General features: G+C 42.4%; 15 protein-coding genes. 10 read left to right on the top strand and 5 right to left on the bottom strand.

Annotation, left to right across the window (positions count from 1 at the left end; translation table 11 throughout):
- Nucleotides 1–8: 8 nt before the first annotated feature.
- The 4 genes from J2X69_RS04460 to J2X69_RS04445 form a co-directional block, all read right to left on the bottom strand.
- A complete protein-coding gene (locus J2X69_RS04460) occupies nucleotides 9–1,142 on the bottom strand; it encodes an efflux RND transporter periplasmic adaptor subunit (RefSeq protein WP_310099062.1) in 1,134 nt (377 codons plus the stop codon).
- A gap of 245 nt (nucleotides 1,143–1,387) precedes the next feature.
- Nucleotides 1,388–1,975, bottom strand: coding sequence for a TetR/AcrR family transcriptional regulator (locus tag J2X69_RS04455; protein ID WP_310099059.1), 588 nt, complete (start codon nucleotides 1,973–1,975; stop codon nucleotides 1,388–1,390).
- A 60-nt stretch (nucleotides 1,976–2,035) separates the two neighbouring features.
- A complete protein-coding gene (locus J2X69_RS04450; protein ID WP_310099056.1) occupies nucleotides 2,036–2,941 on the bottom strand; it encodes a serine hydrolase in 906 nt (301 codons plus the stop codon).
- Between the two features lie 166 nt (nucleotides 2,942–3,107).
- Nucleotides 3,108–3,302 (bottom strand): hypothetical protein, encoded by a 195-nt coding sequence (locus J2X69_RS04445; protein WP_310099053.1) that lies wholly within the window; start codon nucleotides 3,300–3,302, stop codon nucleotides 3,108–3,110.
- Nucleotides 3,303–3,327: 25 nt separating this feature from the next.
- Between J2X69_RS04445 and J2X69_RS04440 the strand changes: the two genes are divergently transcribed.
- The 10 genes from J2X69_RS04440 to J2X69_RS04395 all read left to right on the top strand — a co-directional run bounded on the left by J2X69_RS04440 (nucleotide 3,328) and on the right by J2X69_RS04395 (nucleotide 14,939).
- A complete protein-coding gene (locus tag J2X69_RS04440; RefSeq protein ID WP_310099050.1) occupies nucleotides 3,328–3,549 on the top strand; it encodes a hypothetical protein in 222 nt (73 codons plus the stop codon).
- Nucleotides 3,550–3,716: 167 nt separating this feature from the next.
- Nucleotides 3,717–4,394, top strand: a complete 678-nt coding sequence (locus J2X69_RS04435; RefSeq protein WP_310099048.1) for a response regulator transcription factor — start codon at nucleotides 3,717–3,719, stop codon at nucleotides 4,392–4,394.
- A complete protein-coding gene (locus J2X69_RS04430) occupies nucleotides 4,391–5,656 on the top strand; it encodes a HAMP domain-containing sensor histidine kinase (protein WP_310099045.1) in 1,266 nt (421 codons plus the stop codon). Before J2X69_RS04435 ends, J2X69_RS04430 begins: the two co-directional genes overlap by 4 nt.
- A 369-nt stretch (nucleotides 5,657–6,025) precedes the next feature.
- Entirely contained in the window at nucleotides 6,026–6,472 is a 447-nt protein-coding gene (locus J2X69_RS04425; protein WP_310099042.1) for a PepSY-like domain-containing protein, read from the top strand.
- 54 nt (nucleotides 6,473–6,526) lie between these two features.
- Nucleotides 6,527–7,711: a porin gene (locus tag J2X69_RS04420; RefSeq protein WP_310099039.1), complete on the top strand. Its 1,185-nt coding sequence runs from the start codon at nucleotides 6,527–6,529 to the stop codon at nucleotides 7,709–7,711.
- A 368-nt stretch (nucleotides 7,712–8,079) separates the two neighbouring features.
- Nucleotides 8,080–9,666: a ribosomal protection-like ABC-F family protein gene (gene abc-f / locus J2X69_RS04415; protein WP_310099036.1), complete on the top strand. Its 1,587-nt coding sequence runs from the start codon at nucleotides 8,080–8,082 to the stop codon at nucleotides 9,664–9,666.
- Between the two features lie 102 nt (nucleotides 9,667–9,768).
- A complete protein-coding gene (locus J2X69_RS04410; protein ID WP_310099033.1) occupies nucleotides 9,769–10,668 on the top strand; it encodes a sugar phosphate isomerase/epimerase in 900 nt (299 codons plus the stop codon).
- Between the two features lie 189 nt (nucleotides 10,669–10,857).
- Entirely contained in the window at nucleotides 10,858–11,670 is an 813-nt protein-coding gene (locus tag J2X69_RS04405; protein WP_310099030.1) for an alpha/beta hydrolase family protein, read from the top strand.
- Between the two features lie 172 nt (nucleotides 11,671–11,842).
- Nucleotides 11,843–13,384, top strand: coding sequence for a M20/M25/M40 family metallo-hydrolase (locus tag J2X69_RS04400; RefSeq protein WP_310099027.1), 1,542 nt, complete (start codon nucleotides 11,843–11,845; stop codon nucleotides 13,382–13,384).
- 469 nt (nucleotides 13,385–13,853) lie between these two features.
- Nucleotides 13,854–14,939 (top strand): serine hydrolase domain-containing protein, encoded by a 1,086-nt coding sequence (locus J2X69_RS04395; RefSeq protein WP_310099022.1) that lies wholly within the window; start codon nucleotides 13,854–13,856, stop codon nucleotides 14,937–14,939.
- Nucleotides 14,940–15,132: 193 nt separating this feature from the next.
- Here the strand turns inward: J2X69_RS04395 and J2X69_RS04390 are convergent, their stop codons facing one another.
- Nucleotides 15,133–15,654, bottom strand: a complete 522-nt coding sequence (locus tag J2X69_RS04390; protein WP_310099019.1) for an ATP-binding protein — start codon at nucleotides 15,652–15,654, stop codon at nucleotides 15,133–15,135.
- Between the last annotated feature and the right edge of the window lie 32 nt (nucleotides 15,655–15,686).

Here is a 15,686-nt window from a genome sequence, read left to right as displayed (position 1 = left end):
GTTTGTTTTTAAGGATTGGCAGGATTTATTTCTGAGGATTCCGGAGTGATGATCGCCCCATCCTGAAGCGTTTCAAATCCTTTGTAGACAATTCTGTCACCTCCCTTCAGTCCACCGGATACCAGGTAATTATCTCCTGACGTCCCACTGACTTGGATTGGTTTCCGAACAACTTGGTTTTTCTCATCTACCCCTACTACAAAGACTTTATCCTGAATTTCAAAAGTCGACTGTTGGGGAACAAGAATAGCCTTATCATGGGGATGGGTGATTACAACCCTACCGGTATTGCCGGAGCGGAGTAAACCACGTTCATTTGGAAAGGTTGCCCTGAAGGTGATTGTGCCTGTATTTTTATTAAACTGTCCATCCACGACATCGACTTTTCCCAACTCCGAGTACTTGCTGTGATCGGCCAGTACCAGTGTGACAGGAGGAAGATTTTTGATTTTCTCTGTCAAAGTCTCGCCTTCATACCTACCTGTAAACCGTATGAAATCTGTCTCTCCCAAAGCAAAATAGACATGTACTTCATGGACATCAGACAGGGTGGTCAGCGGACTCTGATCCGCAGGGCCGACCAGTGTGCCTTGTTTCTTGGGCAATCTTCCGATATAGCCACTTACAGGGGCATGAATCTTCGTATAACTCAAGTTAATTTTGGCGGACTCTACCTGTGCTTTTGCCTGCTCCAGATTGGACAGGGCAAGTTGGCGGCTTGCTTCAAGGGTTTTCAGCTGAAACTCAGAGACTACCTTTTTCTGCACCAAAGGCGTATACTTCGCCACTTCAAGTTCACTTTGCATCAAGGCAGCTTCTGCGGCATGTAGATTGGCAACAGCTTGGTTGAGTGCTTCGCGAAAAGGTAAGTCATTGATTGCAAACACAGGTTTTCCCTTCTCCACGTATTCTCCTTCATCCACCAGGACCCGGTCGAGTATTCCGCTTACCTGCGGCCGAAGTTCAATATCCACGGTTCCTTCCACAGTGGCAGGGTATTCCAGAGAAGTCTCGGCGATAGATTCTTGAATAGAGTACACAGGTAATTGAGGTGGAGTAGTGGCCGCTTGATCAGTGGAGTGCGCCGGACTGCATGCATTCAGCAATACAAGAGCGCCTAGGCTTAAGATTAAATTTTTCATTGGTTTAGTGATTTTAGAGTACTGATAATAGTTGGAATAATTGGGGTTCCCCATTAGTTGGACAGGAGAAAATAACGTTATAAAATTATTTAACATCGTTAAGTGAAAGCTTGTCTGTTTTGAATCATATCATCTGAAAGGTGGTTAAATTAGCTTTGGATCTGTAAGAAAATAAAGCATGCTATTCTTCACATTCTAATGCTATTAAGTAAGCTAACAACGTTAGAAAATGGGATAAAAATTTTTTAGATAGTTTTTGTTATCCCGACAATAGCATCTTTTAAAATTTGTTTATTCATGTCAGCAGTAAGGCCTTTTCCTATCAAATTGATAGACAGTAATCCGTGGATTACAGAAAAGAAACTGAAGTACTTCTGCTGACAAGTCTCCGTATCCCTATTCCTTTCCAACAACAGCCTGGTGATTACCGGGCAAAATCGCTTGGACGGCAACTGGGATTCCGGAACCATCCCGATACAACAGGTCATCTCTACGCCAAACATGATCTGGTAGATCTCCTTATTGTGAAGACCAAACTCCCAAAATGCCATCCACATCGCTTCCAGTTGCTCTTCAGGAGTGCTATGCGCTTTTTCAGCCTCCTCCAATGCTTCATCCAAATCCTCAAATCCAATTCGGGCCAGCTCGTTTAAAATTGCTTCCTTATTGGTAAAATATTCATAAATAATGGGAGCGGTATATTCTATCCGGTCTGCAATCTTACGCATGTTAAGTCCAATCCATCCTTCTTCTTTGACAATCTCAAATGCCGCACGAAGAATGTTACTTCTGGTTTCTTCTTTTAGTCTCGATATGCGTTCCTTACTTCCCATCTCTTCTCTGAATTAAATCACTTAACAGTGTTAGAAAAAATAGGTTCAAAAGTCTTCAAATTATTTTTCATTCACTACATACTCATAAACAGTCTTCGACAATCCAGCCAATTGCTCCGTGGCTTTCTCATAGTCCTCCAACTTATTGGATAACAACACCAACACATAGGAGCGCCCATCAGGCAGATAAACTATTCCGGCATCATGGTGTAATCCTACAATCGAGCCCGTTTTATGAGCCACCTCCACGTCTTCAGGCAAATAAAAAGGAATCACCCTATTGAATTGCTGGTCTTTCATAATGGAGACCATCTCTTGGCAATCCTCCTTTGTACCCGCCGCATTTTCGGCAATTGCTTTCATAATCAGCATTAGATCTTTAGCTGTAGTGGTATTGCTCATGCCAAGTTCATATGCCTTGGTATCCTCTACCCCTCTCAGTACTTCGATTTTGTCCGCACCCAGATCACGCATGGTTGCAGTGGTGTTTTTTGCCCCTACCAGTTCTATCAGCACATTGGTAGCCAGGTTGCTACTGAGCGTGATCATATTATACATCAGCTCTTTTAGAGCGACAGTAGAACCTATCTTGCTATAAATCACACTGTCGCTATCCATGCCAACATGCATGCTGTAAAGGCTGCTATCAACTATACTTCTGAACTCATTTTTTAGCAAAATAGAATCCTCAAGATTAAGTTTCCCTTCATTGTCCTGCTTGAAAAGCTCAATCATCACAGGCACTTTCATCGTACTGGCAGCATGAAATTTCTCTTCTGCATTGATCAATAAACTATCCGTTGGATCAGATAGATTATAAAAAGCCACTGCTACATCTCCTTGAATAGAATCAAGTTGAGATTTGATGGTAGTTTGTAAGACTTCCAGCTTCGACACCTTTTCTGCACACGAAAACAAAAAACCAATTATGGCAAAATAGGTAATAATGGTTTTGAACAAATTCATAAGGGGCTGTCAAAAGGTTGATGACTGGCAATTTAAGCCATCTGAATTTAATCCTGGATCTAGGTTTTAAAAGTTTCTGAGAATTTATCAGATCTATCCCACATCTCGAGAAGCAAGAAAACCTAAAGGTTTTACTATTTTCTGATCCTCGTCTCATGTAAGTAGATTAAAAAAAATTGTATCGGCAATAAAACCAATCTTCATTTGCCCTTATTGCCAGCTGATAGTCTAGTCCGTCAATGTTACGCTTAAGTTTACCGAAGTGCTTAGCAAGATTGCCGGTTGTGGAAGATTTCTTTAACCTCTCCTTAAGGATTTTTGAAATGTTCTTTTCGTTTGATTTATCGATAATTAGAATCATAGCGAACACAGTTTAAGTCAAATTTATGGAAATTATCGGTAAACGTTGGAGGTCTAATCTATTGAATTTTAGACTATTTTCTTTGCTGAAAAAGTCTCAGGTATGCCAGCTTCAAGGCGGCCGAGTGAAGATGTATGCTTATACCTCGAAGGAGGCCACCGTAGAAGATGGTATGGCTGAGGCTAGCTTGAAAATCCCAATTTTGGAATTTTCTGATACATGGATAAAGACCTATTGTCATCAATAAGCTTGCACTTGCTGAAAAACCGTTTGCATCAAAAATGGGTTAATCATCCAATATGATAGCTTTTGATCTATAACCGTCGTTTTTTCAGCATGCCCTATTTATAACGTATTGTTTATGAGTCCCCACATTCCCAAATTTTTCCAGAATTGCTCCTTATTTTTGAAACAATGAAAATTTTGGCGATTGAAGACGAACCTGAATTGGCGGAAGTAATCCGTAAAAGCCTTGAAAAAGAGCTTTATCTGGTGGAGCATGCCGAAGATTTTGAGACCGCTATGGAGAAAATATCGCTGTATAAATACGACTGCATTCTTCTGGATATCATGCTTCCCGGAGGAAGTGGGATGGATATTCTGGCAGAACTAAAGAAAAAGGACGGGGGAGAAAATGTAATCATCATTTCTGCCAAGGATTCTCTTGATGATAAGCTTGCAGGACTAGACTTGGGAGCGGATGATTACCTCACCAAACCTTTTCATATAGCCGAACTGAATGCCCGGATTAAAGCCGTATTTCGCAGGAAAAACCTGAATGGAAGTAATCAACTTACCATTAAAAACGCCGTGCTGGACTTAAATGAGCGGGAATTTAAAGTGGATGACTTATTACTTGAATTGAACCGAAAGGAGTTTGATATCCTCAATTATTTCATGGTTAACAAGAACCGGTTGATTACTAAAAGTGCTCTTGCCGAGCATGTCTGGGGTGATCACATCGATCAAGCGGACAATTTTGACTTCATCTACTATCAGATCAAAAACCTACGCAAAAAACTGCAATCCACTCATGCTCAGTTTGAGATCCAATCCATCTATGGCGTGGGCTATAAATTGGTTGAACTGTGAAGCTGCTCAATCAATCCCTTAAATACCTTTCGGTATCGATATTCCTGATTGTGACCATCTGGTCAGCGATTTTTTACATCAATATGCTGGACGAAATCCACGACAGCATCGACGATGGGCTGGATAATTATAAGTTGTTAATCATCAAGCGTACCGAAAAAGACGGGCAGGTTTTAGAGAAAAGAGACTTCGAGGAGGGCAATTTTACCATTCATCAGATCACTGAAAAAGAAGCATTGGGAATGCGGGATTATTTCACAGACACATTGCTCTACATGGAAAATGAGGATGATCTGGAGCCCGTGCGAATGCTGACATCGGCATTCAAGCATGGTGACGATTATTACCAACTTACGGTTTTCAACTCCACCGTGGAAGAAGACGATCTGATCGAGGATTTGTTCTATTCCATCATTTGGCTTTACATCATTCTGGTTGCAAGCATTGTTTTAATCAATAATGTAGTTCTTCAACGGCTTTGGAAACCATTTTATCTGCTTTTGGGCGATTTAAAGGCATTTCGTATTGACAAAGAAAGTCCCGTCCCGATCGTGAAAGGAGACACCAAAGAGTTTAAAGAGCTGGAACTCGCGGTCAATTCCCTCATTATTCATGCCCGTGAAACTTATTCCAGTCAAAAGAAATTCACTGAAAATGCCTCTCACGAACTGCAAACACCTCTGGCGATTATTTCTACCAAACTGGAACTGATGCTGGAAAAAGAAAGTCTGGATCCCGAAAATGCCGAAATTGTGGGTCAGATTCTACAGACTATCCAGCGATTGACAAGACTGAACAAGTCCTTACTTCTACTGACCAAAATCGAGAATAGGCAGTTCTCAGAAAATTCAGAAATTTCCATCAATCAAGTAGTCGCACGATCAGTGGAAGACTTGAAGGAATTTGCTGATTATAAGGAAGTGAAAATTCTTGTGGATAACTCTTGCGAAATTCAGGTAAAGATGGATGAAAACCTGGCTTCTATTCTGGTTAGCAATCTTATTCGAAATGCTATTTTTCATAATTCAGATGGTGGAAATGTGACAATTACACTTGTGGAAAACTCCCTTAGGATTCGCAATTCCGGTAAATTAACAGCGCTTGATTCTGAGAAGATTTTTACCCGCTTTCATAAGGAAACCCAAAAAAGCAGTAGCACAGGCTTGGGCCTGGCGATTGTCCACGCCATCTGTAAACTGTATGGTTTCCATGTTTCATACAGTTTCGATGGTAAGCATTGTTTTGAGGTTAAAATGAGTTGAGGGTTGTAAGGTGGTAAAGTGCATCTGGGAACGTCACTTTACTGTAGCAAGAGGTTAAAATTAAAGCAGAGGCATAGTAGCATACCAAGAAGTGACTTCCTTGACTAGTAAGGCCAAAAGAGAAGGAGTAAAGTCAATGGCAGAAAACACCGATTCCTTATTACGCATACCTACAGCATTTTTGTCAATGAATCCAGGCCCCCATACGATGAGTGAAGAACGGATGCCTCCTTCAGGTCGATTATTATTCAGGTAAACTTTGCGCCACTTCGTGATCTTCGTGGTAAAAAAAAATCTAGGGTCCTAAGATTCCCAATTGTTTCCAGATTCCCGCTTTTCCTTTGAGGCATAACTTAAAATTATGCAAAAATGAAAAAGCACATCACAATCATCGCAACTGCACTAACACTAATCTCCACAGCTACTTTTGCTCAGGAAATTAACCCTAGCCAAGTACCTTCTGTAGTAGCCAACAGTTTCAAAAAGGAATTCCCAAAAGCAACTGATATCGAGTGGGAATTGGATGGGGATGATTACAATGTAGAATTCGAAATCGGCTGGGGCACAGATCACGAAATCTGGTATGATGCAGCAGGAAAAATACTGAAGCACAAAGAAGAAATAGCTAAAAGCGATCTCCCAGAAGCCATCATTTCTAAAATAGCTTCCGATTTCCCTGAATTGAAAATTGACGGAGTCAAGAAAATCACAGAAGGCGATGAGATCAATTATTCAGTAGAGCTCGAGAATTTCACTGAAGAATGGAAAGTGATTTTCTCCGGCAAAGGAGATATTCTTGACAAAATCAAGGACTAAAGAAACTGCTTCTCCCTTCCTCCCCACACCATCCAGTCACCTCTCCTGAATGCCATGAACAAAAATATCCTAGTTGCTACCCTATTACTTCTATTTACTCTCTCTTTTGCGCAAGCTCAAGATAAAACTGAAGAAAAAATCTCCAAGAACTGGTTTGACAAAATCCACCTTGGAGGTTATATGCAGGTGCGATACAATGGATTGTTTCAGACCAATCCGGAGCTGGGATGCGAGCAGTGTGATGAGGCTTGGGGAGGAGAGGAAAATTCACTTTCTATACGAAGATTACGGTTCAAAATCTATGGACAGATCCATCCACGGGTATTTTTCTACTTTCAGCCTGATTTCTCCAAGTCTGTGACGGGAGCCCATCATGTGGGAAAATTGAAAGATGCATATGTGGATTTGGGGCTTGACAAGGACAATGAATTTCGTCTTCGGGTAGGACAAAGCAAGGTTCCCTTCGGGTATGAAAATCTCCAGTCCAGTAGCCAGCGATTGCCTCTGGATCGGGATGATGCCATTAACAGCGGCATGAAAGATGAACGGGATTTGGGGATATTTTTCCATTGGGCGACTAAGGAAAAGCGGAATCTGATGAAAAAATTAAAAAAGGATGGAATGAAGCATTCTGGAGATTTCGGTGTGTTTGCGCTGGGAATTTACAATGGGCAGACTGCAAACCAACCTGATCAAAATGGCAAATTTCATGTCGTGACCCGCTTTTCTCTTCCCATAGAAGTAGGCAATCAGGTCATCGAACCGGGAATTCAGGCATATAGCGGAAAATTTGTGCTCCTGGAAAGCAGTCCCGAACTGAATATCAGAAACCAAAGGGAATTCACTGACCAAAGAGCCGCCGCTTCATTTGTGCTCTATCCTAAGCCTTTTGGCATCCAGGCCGAATACATGATAGGACAAGGCCCTGAGTTTAATAAACAATCCCAAAAAATCGAAGTACAAGAGCTACAAGGCGGCTATGTGACTTTTTCCTATATCCAGGGAGAATTTATCCCATTCACTCGCTTACAGTATTATGACGGAGGGAAAAAGCATGAGATGGATGCGAGAAGCTACACGGTAAAAGAACTGGAACTCGGTCTGGAGTGGCAGCCACATGAGGCGTTTGAATTGGTGGCGATGTACACGTTATCAAACCGTCGATACGAAGATTTCCAGCTTCAAAATAACGGGCAGACAGGGAGTTTGCTGAGATTACAGGCGCAACTGAATTTTTGATAGCTTCCATTCCAGCTTCCTTGCTGTCACTGCTTGCTTTCCAATTGAACGGTATAAGCTCAGTATGAAAAATACAAAGAATGCCTCCTGACTTTTTTCAATAATCAACAATACGCTATATTTGTAATTCGAATTCACACTAAAAAACATGAAATCGAGCATGTCTAAAACGACACACAACTTGTCCCGAACTTGATTCGGGAGAGGGATAATTATCCTGCATGCGAGATTCCATAGCCTGCCCCGACTATTCGGGGTGACCATTGAAAAACAATTATAAACACATGAAAATAATTTCTTTCTGACTATAAATGCGGCTTTCCAAAGTTCCGGAGCAGCCATTTGTTTAATCTTCAAAGAGAGAAATTATGCTCAGTTTACAGCGTATTTCATACATACATCCCAATAAGGATTTGTTGTTTTCAAACATCTCCCTTACCCTAAATCATCATCAAAAGATAGCGCTAATAGGCAATAACGGAGTGGGCAAGTCCACCTTGTTACAAATTATCGCTAAGGGAATTTCACCTTCAGATGGTCAAGTCATTGTAGAATCCCAACCTTATTATATCCCGCAGATTTTTGGGCAGTTCAATCATCTCAGTATTGCAGAAGCCTTGGGGGTAGAAAGGAAGCTTACTGCCTTTCGGGAGATCCTTGATGGAAAAGCCTCTGAAAAAAACCTGCTGGCACTGAATGACGATTGGACCATAGAAGATCGGGTCAATGAAGCGTTGTGCTATTGGCAACTTTCTGATTATGAACTGACCGAAAAGCTGAAAAATCTAAGCGGCGGGCAGAAAACCAAAGTTTTTCTGGCGGGAATTTCTATTCATCAGCCTGACTTGGTGCTGCTTGACGAACCCAGCAATCATCTTGACACAGATGCGAGGGAATTACTCTACGGCTATATTACCTCCACTTCCAATACGCTCGTGATAGTCAGTCATGACAGGAAATTACTGAATCTCGTGGATACTGTATGTGAACTTAGTAGTAAAGGAATCCGCAGCTATGGAGGTAATTATGATTTCTATGCTTCGCAAAAACAATTGGAGCAGAATGCCCTAAACCAAGATGTAAAAAGCACGGAAAAGGCATTGCGAAAAGCCAAGGAGAAAGAGCGGGAAACGGTAGAACGGGAGCAGAAATTGGATGCCAGAGGCAAGAAAAAGCAGGAGAAGGCAGGGGTTGCCACTATCATGATGAATACGCTCCGCAACAAGGCTGAAAAGAGTACTTCAAAAATCAAAAACGTCCATACGGATAAGATTGGCAGAATTTCTCAGGATTTACAGGACTTAAGAAAAGAGCTGCCGAAGATGGATAAAATGAAGTTTGGCTTTGAAAATACCGCCATACACAAAGGAAAAGTACTGGTAACTGCCACCGACATTAACTTCTCCTATCAAGACATACTACTGTGGAAAACTAATCTGAATTTTCAAATTACCAGTGGGGAAAGAATTGCCCTCAGAGGTGCTAACGGCTCTGGCAAAACGACATTGATTAAGCTCATCTTGGGTGATTTGAACCCACATACAGGAACACTTATCAAGGCAGAAAGCAAAGCCGTCTACATAGATCAGGATTATTCCTTGATAGAAAATAGCTTGAATGTTTATGAGCAAGCGGAGCAATTTAACAACTCAGCACTGGAAGAGCATGAGATCAAAATCAGACTGAACCGTTTTCTTTTTCCAAAAGAAGACTGGGACAAATCCTGCCGCTCGCTCAGTGGAGGAGAAAGAATGCGTCTGATGCTGTGCTGCCTGACCATCAGCAGCCAATCTCCTGACATGATCATACTAGATGAGCCGACGAATAATCTGGATATCCAAAATATCGAAATTCTGACCGATGCCATCAACGAATATCAGGGAACGGTACTGGTGGTCTCCCACGATGAACCCTTTTTGGAGCAGGTAAAAATAGAGCTTACCATTCAGCTTTGAAGCGAAAAAGTCTCACAGAACTTATCCCATTCCAACATTCAATGGTAGTTCAAAAAATAAACAAACCCGCTATCTTGTATGCTAAATTCCAAACCCAAACCTATGATTAACCGCCGTGATTTTATCAAACAGTCCGGTCTTGCCCTTTCAGTTGCAGGATTTGGCCTCTCAGGATTCCAATTTCCAAAAGGAAAATCCTACAAAATGGGGCTGCAGCTTTTCACGATCAGAGCTGCTATGGCAGAAGATCCCAAAAAAGCATTGAAAACCATTGCAAACTTTGGCTATCAGGACACTGAAATTTACGGATATGACGGCCCCTCAAAGAGCTTTTACGGAATGCCCGCAGCAGATTTTAAGAAAGTGTTGGAGGATAATTCCCTTGACTGCACCAGTGGTCATTACGATTTTATCAAATACTTCAGGGCTACTGAGGATGAACTTATCCGCTACACAGATCAAAGTATAGAAGGTGCCCATGCATTGGGGCAAAAATACATCACCTGGCCATGGCTTGATCCGGAGTCCCGCACTATCGAGAGTTTTAAAATCTTGGCCGATAAGCTGAATTTGATCGGAGAGCGTGTGAACAAGGCCGGACTTGGATTTGCCTATCACAACCATGACTTTGAATTTACTGATCAGAATGGAGAAATTGGATACGACATTATCATGCAAAATACTGATCCGGAATTGGTCAAATTACAGATAGACCTGTTTTGGGTAGCTCACAGCTCTCAGCGAACAGTGCATGAGCTTTTCATGGAAGCCCCTGGTAGATTTGTCATGTGGCACATCAAAGACATGGATAAGATCAGCAGAGACTATACCGAGTTGGGAAATGGGGCTATCGATTATACTAAAATCCTTCCGGACGCATCCCTTTCCGGAATGGAATATTATTACTTAGAGCAAGGTGGAAATTTCGCTCAGGATCCCATCCAAAGTGTAAAGGACAGTGCTGAATATTTTAAGAAAAATCTGATCAACTTGTTTGAGTAGCCCGATATCACCACACCCTTTTAATTCAGAAGACTAACTTTTCAATTCGCATAAAACTATTTAACCCCTGAAATCGAGCATGTCGAAGACGACACACAACTTGTCCCGAACTTGCTTCGGGAGAGGGATGATTATAAACCCTGCGAGATTCCATGTGGCCTTTAAAAAAACAAATTATAATCATATGAAATGAGAAATAAATTATCCATTCTGCTTACACTTACTTTTCTGCTATCCCTGCATGTATTTGCAAGTGTGGATACCGTCACCACTTTTAGCCCTTCTATGCAAAAAGAGATTAAGGCAGTAGTGATCACTCCGGCAGATTATTCAGCCTCCAAAAAATACCCGGTTGTCTACTTGCTCCATGGGTATTCCGGTAATTACAGTAACTGGATCAGCAAAGTACCCCAACTGGAATCCTACGCAGATCAATACGACATGATCATAGTCAATCCCGACGGAAATTTCGGAAGTTGGTACTGGGATAGTCCGGAAGTAGAAGATTCCAAATACGAGACTTATGTGGGAAAAGAGCTTGTGGAATTTATCGACAAGGAATACAGCACTGTCCGAAGCCGTGAAGGAAGGGCAATCACGGGCTTGAGTATGGGCGGACACGGAGCGCTTTACTTGGCATTCCGTCATCAGGAGACGTTTGGTACGGCTGGAAGTCTTAGTGGTGGCGTGGACATTGGGCCATTTCCCGAGAATTGGGAGATGAAAAAGTATCTGGGAACCAAAACAGAAAACCCGGAGCGCTGGGAACAATACTCGGTAATGTATCAGAGCCATCGCCTGATTCCGAACAAACTGAAACTGATCATCAGTTGCGGCACAGAAGATTTCTTCTACGACGTCAATGTGAAATTGCATGAGAAACTTGCCTACAACAATATTCCCCACACGTTCATGACCGGTCCGGGAGGTCATACATGGGAATATTGGGCAGAAGCAGTACAATATCAGTTGCTGTTTTTCAATGACTACTTCAAAAGATAAGAAAACCATCTTTCTTTAAGACTGGTAGCGGAAGCTTTAAATTCCGGTAGAAATCGGAATTCTATAAATTAAAATCCAATACAGTAACATTGTTTTAGCATTAGGACAAATCCACAAACGGCGCGGATATAAGGCTTGCAAAGCATAATTTTAGGATTAAAATAAACCAAATATGAAGAAGAGATACGTACTAGGCGTGGGTCTTATGCTGCTTTTGGGCAGCAACGTCCACGCTCAAGATGATGTGATTGAAAAAATCATTAAAGAGGAAACCGAGAATTCTCAGCTGAAGCAGATCGGCCATGAACTGATGGATGGCATAGGGCCGAGATTGGTAGGCTCTCCTCAAATGAAAAAAGCCCATGACTGGGCTATAGAGAAATACAAAGGATGGGGAATAGAAGCCCGCAACGAGCAATGGGGCGAATGGAGAGGATGGGAAAGAGGAATTACCCACATCGACATGGTGGCTCCTTGGACAAAGTCCCTGAGTGGTCAGCAACTGGCTTGGAGTCCCGCTTCCCCAAAAGGCGGTGCCGAGGGTGAGGTAATAGTCCTGCCTGATCTGGCAGATTCTGTTGCTTTTGCTACATGGCTTCCTTCAGTAAAAGGCAAATACGTAATGATCTCTGCTCCCCAAGTAACCGGTCGTCCGGATTACAATTGGGAGGAATTTGCAACCCCGGAGTCTTTCGAAAAAATGAAAGAGGAACGCACAGAATCCAATAATGCTTGGAATGAGCGGCTTCAGAAAACCGGAAAAGGAAGAAGAGAATTGCCAATGGCCTTAGAAGACGCGGGTGCACTTGGAATTGTCACTTCTTACTGGTCTCAAGGTTTCGGAGCAAACAAAATCTTCTCTGCATCTACCAAAAAAGTCCCTACTGTAGATCTATCCTTGGAAGATTATGGTCTGCTTTTCAGGTTGGCGGAAGGTGGAGAGAAGCCTACGATCAGCATCAATGCCCAATCCAAAGAAAACGGGATGGTGCCTACATTCAACACCATTGCTGAGATCAAAGGCACTGAGAAGCCTGATGAATATGTAGTGCTATCCGCGCACTTTGATTCTTGGGATGGTGGAACAGGCGCTACTGATAATGGAACAGGCACGATCATGATGATGGAAGTGATGCGCATATTGAAAGAAATATATCCGAACCCTAAGAGAACTATCTTGGTAGGACACTGGGGTTCGGAAGAGCAAGGACTTAACGGTTCCAGAGCTTTCGTGGAAGATCATCCTGAGATGATGCCAAAGATACAGGCCCTTTTCAATCAGGACAACGGAACTGGTCGTATAGCCAATGTATCCGGACAAGGATTTGTACACAGCTATGAATACTTAGGAAGATGGATGAATAAGGTACCCCGTGAAATCACAAAAGATATCCAAACCAGCTTCCCCGGCAATCCGGGCGGTGGCGGATCTGACTATGCTTCCTTCGTCGCTGCAGGTGTTCCTGCATTCTCACTAGGCTCGCTGAACTGGTCCTACTTCAACTATACCTGGCACACCAACTTGGATACCTATGACAAAATTGTTTTTGACGATGTGCAGAACAACGTGATCATGGCAGCTATCATGGTGTACATGGCAAGCGAGGAAGACGACATGGTATCAAAGGAAGTAAGAATTCCAACCGGAAGAAACGGTGAACCTACAGAATGGCCTGCTGTCCGCTCTCCTACCCGAAAAGGCGGGGTGGAATAGAAAACAAAACCTCATGCTATTTGATTAAAGAGGCTGTCTCATAACTCATAATTGTCACATTGAGCAGCCAGTCTGCCGAAGGCATGAAAGTCGAAATGGGCTTAATCAGCACATAAAAAGCTTCGACTCCGCTACAATTGACAGAATTCAAAAAAGTGTGCAAATGTTGTGTCAGTCCGAGCGGAGTCGAGGACCCTTCGACTCCGCTCAGGGTGACCCAACTTTAATTCTACATCACTTTCCGTCATTATTCATTCGTAAATCTTAAATTTTTCTTACTCAGCCTGACAAGAAAACCTGATTATGAGACAGCCTCTTTTTTACTAAGCACTTCAAATTGATGAATACTTTTTTAACCTATGAACTAATCCAATTCTGATCCCGTACCTAGCCCGTTTTTAATCCCCATTCACCTTTTCTTCCCATTAGTGCAAAAGGTTTTGTAATTTCCTGACAAATCCACGCTGACATGAACAAATTCCTTGCATTCATCCTTTTGGCTTTTGTATCCTTTCAGAATAGCGGAATCGCGCAGCAAAAAATCCTGAAAGAAGCAGTTGAAAGAGCAAAAAAAGAAGGCTTTTCCGGGGTAATCCTAGTTGCTGAAAAAGGAGAAATCCTTTTCGAAGAAGCCATGGGTATGCGAACCTATGAAAATCGAATTTTGCTTCATAAGGATGATATCTTCGAGCTGGCCTCCCTTTCCAAGCAATTCACGGCTATGATGATCATGATGTGCAAGGAGAAAGGTCTTCTGGATTATGACGATCCATTATCCGACTACATAGACACCCCGTACCCGGGGATTACTATTCGAAACTTACTGACCCATACTAGTGGACTTCCTGATTATCAGGATATCATGGATGAGCATTGGGACAAAAGCAGAGTAGCCGGCAATCCCGAAATCCTAGAATACCTAAGAGAATATGCTCCCAAAAAATCCTTTGAGCCCGGTGAAAAATATGAGTACAGTAATACCGGTTACGTTTTGCTTGCCAGTGTAGTGGAAAAGGTAACCGGTGAGGATTTTGTAAAGCTTACCAAAGCTTGGATTTTTGATCCGTTGAAAATGAAAAGCACTGCCATTCGAGCGCTAGAGGAAAAAGCCGGGGTAATGACATTCGCGGCAGGACATCTAAAGAATGATGATGGCCAATTTATCAATGCCAATACTTTCCACTCGTCAGATTATACCGTCTGGCTTGGCAATAGAAAAGGTCCAGGGAGAGTTTCCGGCAATGTGAAAGACCTGTACAAGTGGGACCAGGCACTTTACAAAGAAAAGTTGGTCTCCAAAGAAACTATGGAAGCGGCTTTTACTCCCTATAAATTAGATGATGGCTTTCTGAGTTATTATGGCTTCGGCTGGGAGATCAAACCTCAAAGCCCCTTCGGTAAAATGGTCATGCACACAGGTGACAATCCCGGCTATAAAACTATAATCGTGAGATACATAGAAGAAAACAAAACCATCATAATCCTAAACAACAACGCCTATCCTGATTTAATGAGACTGGTAGAGGCTGCTACTCTTTCTCTGGGAAAGTGGTGAAGAGAGTTGAAATTGGAAAATCTGATTATCCATAATGACGGGAGTCTCCCTAATTCTATACTTATCAGGCCGGAAGACCGATGACAGGAGACCGAAGTAACCTTATCGCTAAATTTCAACTAATTCTATACCGCTTTAAATTTTATTGATACAACAGCGGATATCCCTATTGAAAAATTATAGGAGTTTACTACTAAAGTTGGTTTACAGCTGCTACAGCAGTGTTTAGCCTTGTCTTCCGGTCTCCGGAAATAATCAAAAACGGAAATCCGCTCTCCTGTGCCAGTTGTAGATACTTTTTGAAAAAATACTGCCGCATTTCCAGTTCCGGATATTCCCGCTGAGGATCCGGCGTCCACGGCAAATCCGTATCAGTAAGCAAGATCAGGTCATATATTCTTTCGGCAATTTGGTCCATAACCCAAGGATCAGTTTTCCCAAACCTATGCTCAGACCAGATGTGGATAACCCGCAGATCTGTATCGCAAAACAGAAAGTTTTTTGCCTCTTCGGCCACTTCATCTTCCAAGGCGACCTGCCCTTTCCCGATTTTCACCAAATCCTCATAACAGTATTCTCTGCCTAATTTTTCCAGGTATTCCCGGGCGAATTCGGGAACCCATGGCTCCCCGAAATACGTGGCCAAGCCACCAGCCAATGTACTTTTGCCTGTAGACTCAGGCCCAAGGATTAATATTCGTTTAGGTTCAGGCATTTTTTGATGATGAATTTTACCACGGACCACAG

This window comes from Algoriphagus sp. 4150 (assembly GCF_031457395.1).
GTDB lineage: Bacteria > Bacteroidota > Bacteroidia > Cytophagales > Cyclobacteriaceae > Algoriphagus.
The sequence above is the reverse complement of the archived record's forward strand: the minus strand, read 5'-3'. Positions and strand labels throughout refer to the sequence as shown.

What these genes read in the sequence shown, in the direction of transcription:
- J2X69_RS04435 (WP_310099048.1), top strand. Translation starts at nt 3,717, where the DNA reads ATGAAAATTTTGGCGATTGAAGACGAACCTGAATTGGCGGAAGTAATC.
- J2X69_RS04405 (WP_310099030.1), top strand. Translation starts at nt 10,858, where the DNA reads ATGAGAAATAAATTATCCATTCTGCTTACACTTACTTTTCTGCTATCC.
- J2X69_RS04445 (WP_310099053.1), bottom strand. Translation starts at nt 3,302, where the DNA reads ATGATTCTAATTATCGATAAATCAAACGAAAAGAACATTTCAAAAATC.
- J2X69_RS04390 (WP_310099019.1), bottom strand. Translation starts at nt 15,654, where the DNA reads ATGCCTGAACCTAAACGAATATTAATCCTTGGGCCTGAGTCTACAGGC.
- J2X69_RS04440 (WP_310099050.1), top strand. Translation starts at nt 3,328, where the DNA reads ATGGAAATTATCGGTAAACGTTGGAGGTCTAATCTATTGAATTTTAGA.
- J2X69_RS04410 (WP_310099033.1), top strand. Translation starts at nt 9,769, where the DNA reads ATGATTAACCGCCGTGATTTTATCAAACAGTCCGGTCTTGCCCTTTCA.
- J2X69_RS04460 (WP_310099062.1), bottom strand. Translation starts at nt 1,142, where the DNA reads ATGAAAAATTTAATCTTAAGCCTAGGCGCTCTTGTATTGCTGAATGCA.
- J2X69_RS04400 (WP_310099027.1), top strand. Translation starts at nt 11,843, where the DNA reads ATGAAGAAGAGATACGTACTAGGCGTGGGTCTTATGCTGCTTTTGGGC.
- J2X69_RS04420 (WP_310099039.1), top strand. Translation starts at nt 6,527, where the DNA reads ATGAACAAAAATATCCTAGTTGCTACCCTATTACTTCTATTTACTCTC.
- J2X69_RS04395 (WP_310099022.1), top strand. Translation starts at nt 13,854, where the DNA reads ATGAACAAATTCCTTGCATTCATCCTTTTGGCTTTTGTATCCTTTCAG.
- J2X69_RS04425 (WP_310099042.1), top strand. Translation starts at nt 6,026, where the DNA reads ATGAAAAAGCACATCACAATCATCGCAACTGCACTAACACTAATCTCC.
- J2X69_RS04455 (WP_310099059.1), bottom strand. Translation starts at nt 1,975, where the DNA reads ATGGGAAGTAAGGAACGCATATCGAGACTAAAAGAAGAAACCAGAAGT.
- J2X69_RS04450 (WP_310099056.1), bottom strand. Translation starts at nt 2,941, where the DNA reads ATGAATTTGTTCAAAACCATTATTACCTATTTTGCCATAATTGGTTTT.
- abc-f (WP_310099036.1), top strand. Translation starts at nt 8,080, where the DNA reads ATGCTCAGTTTACAGCGTATTTCATACATACATCCCAATAAGGATTTG.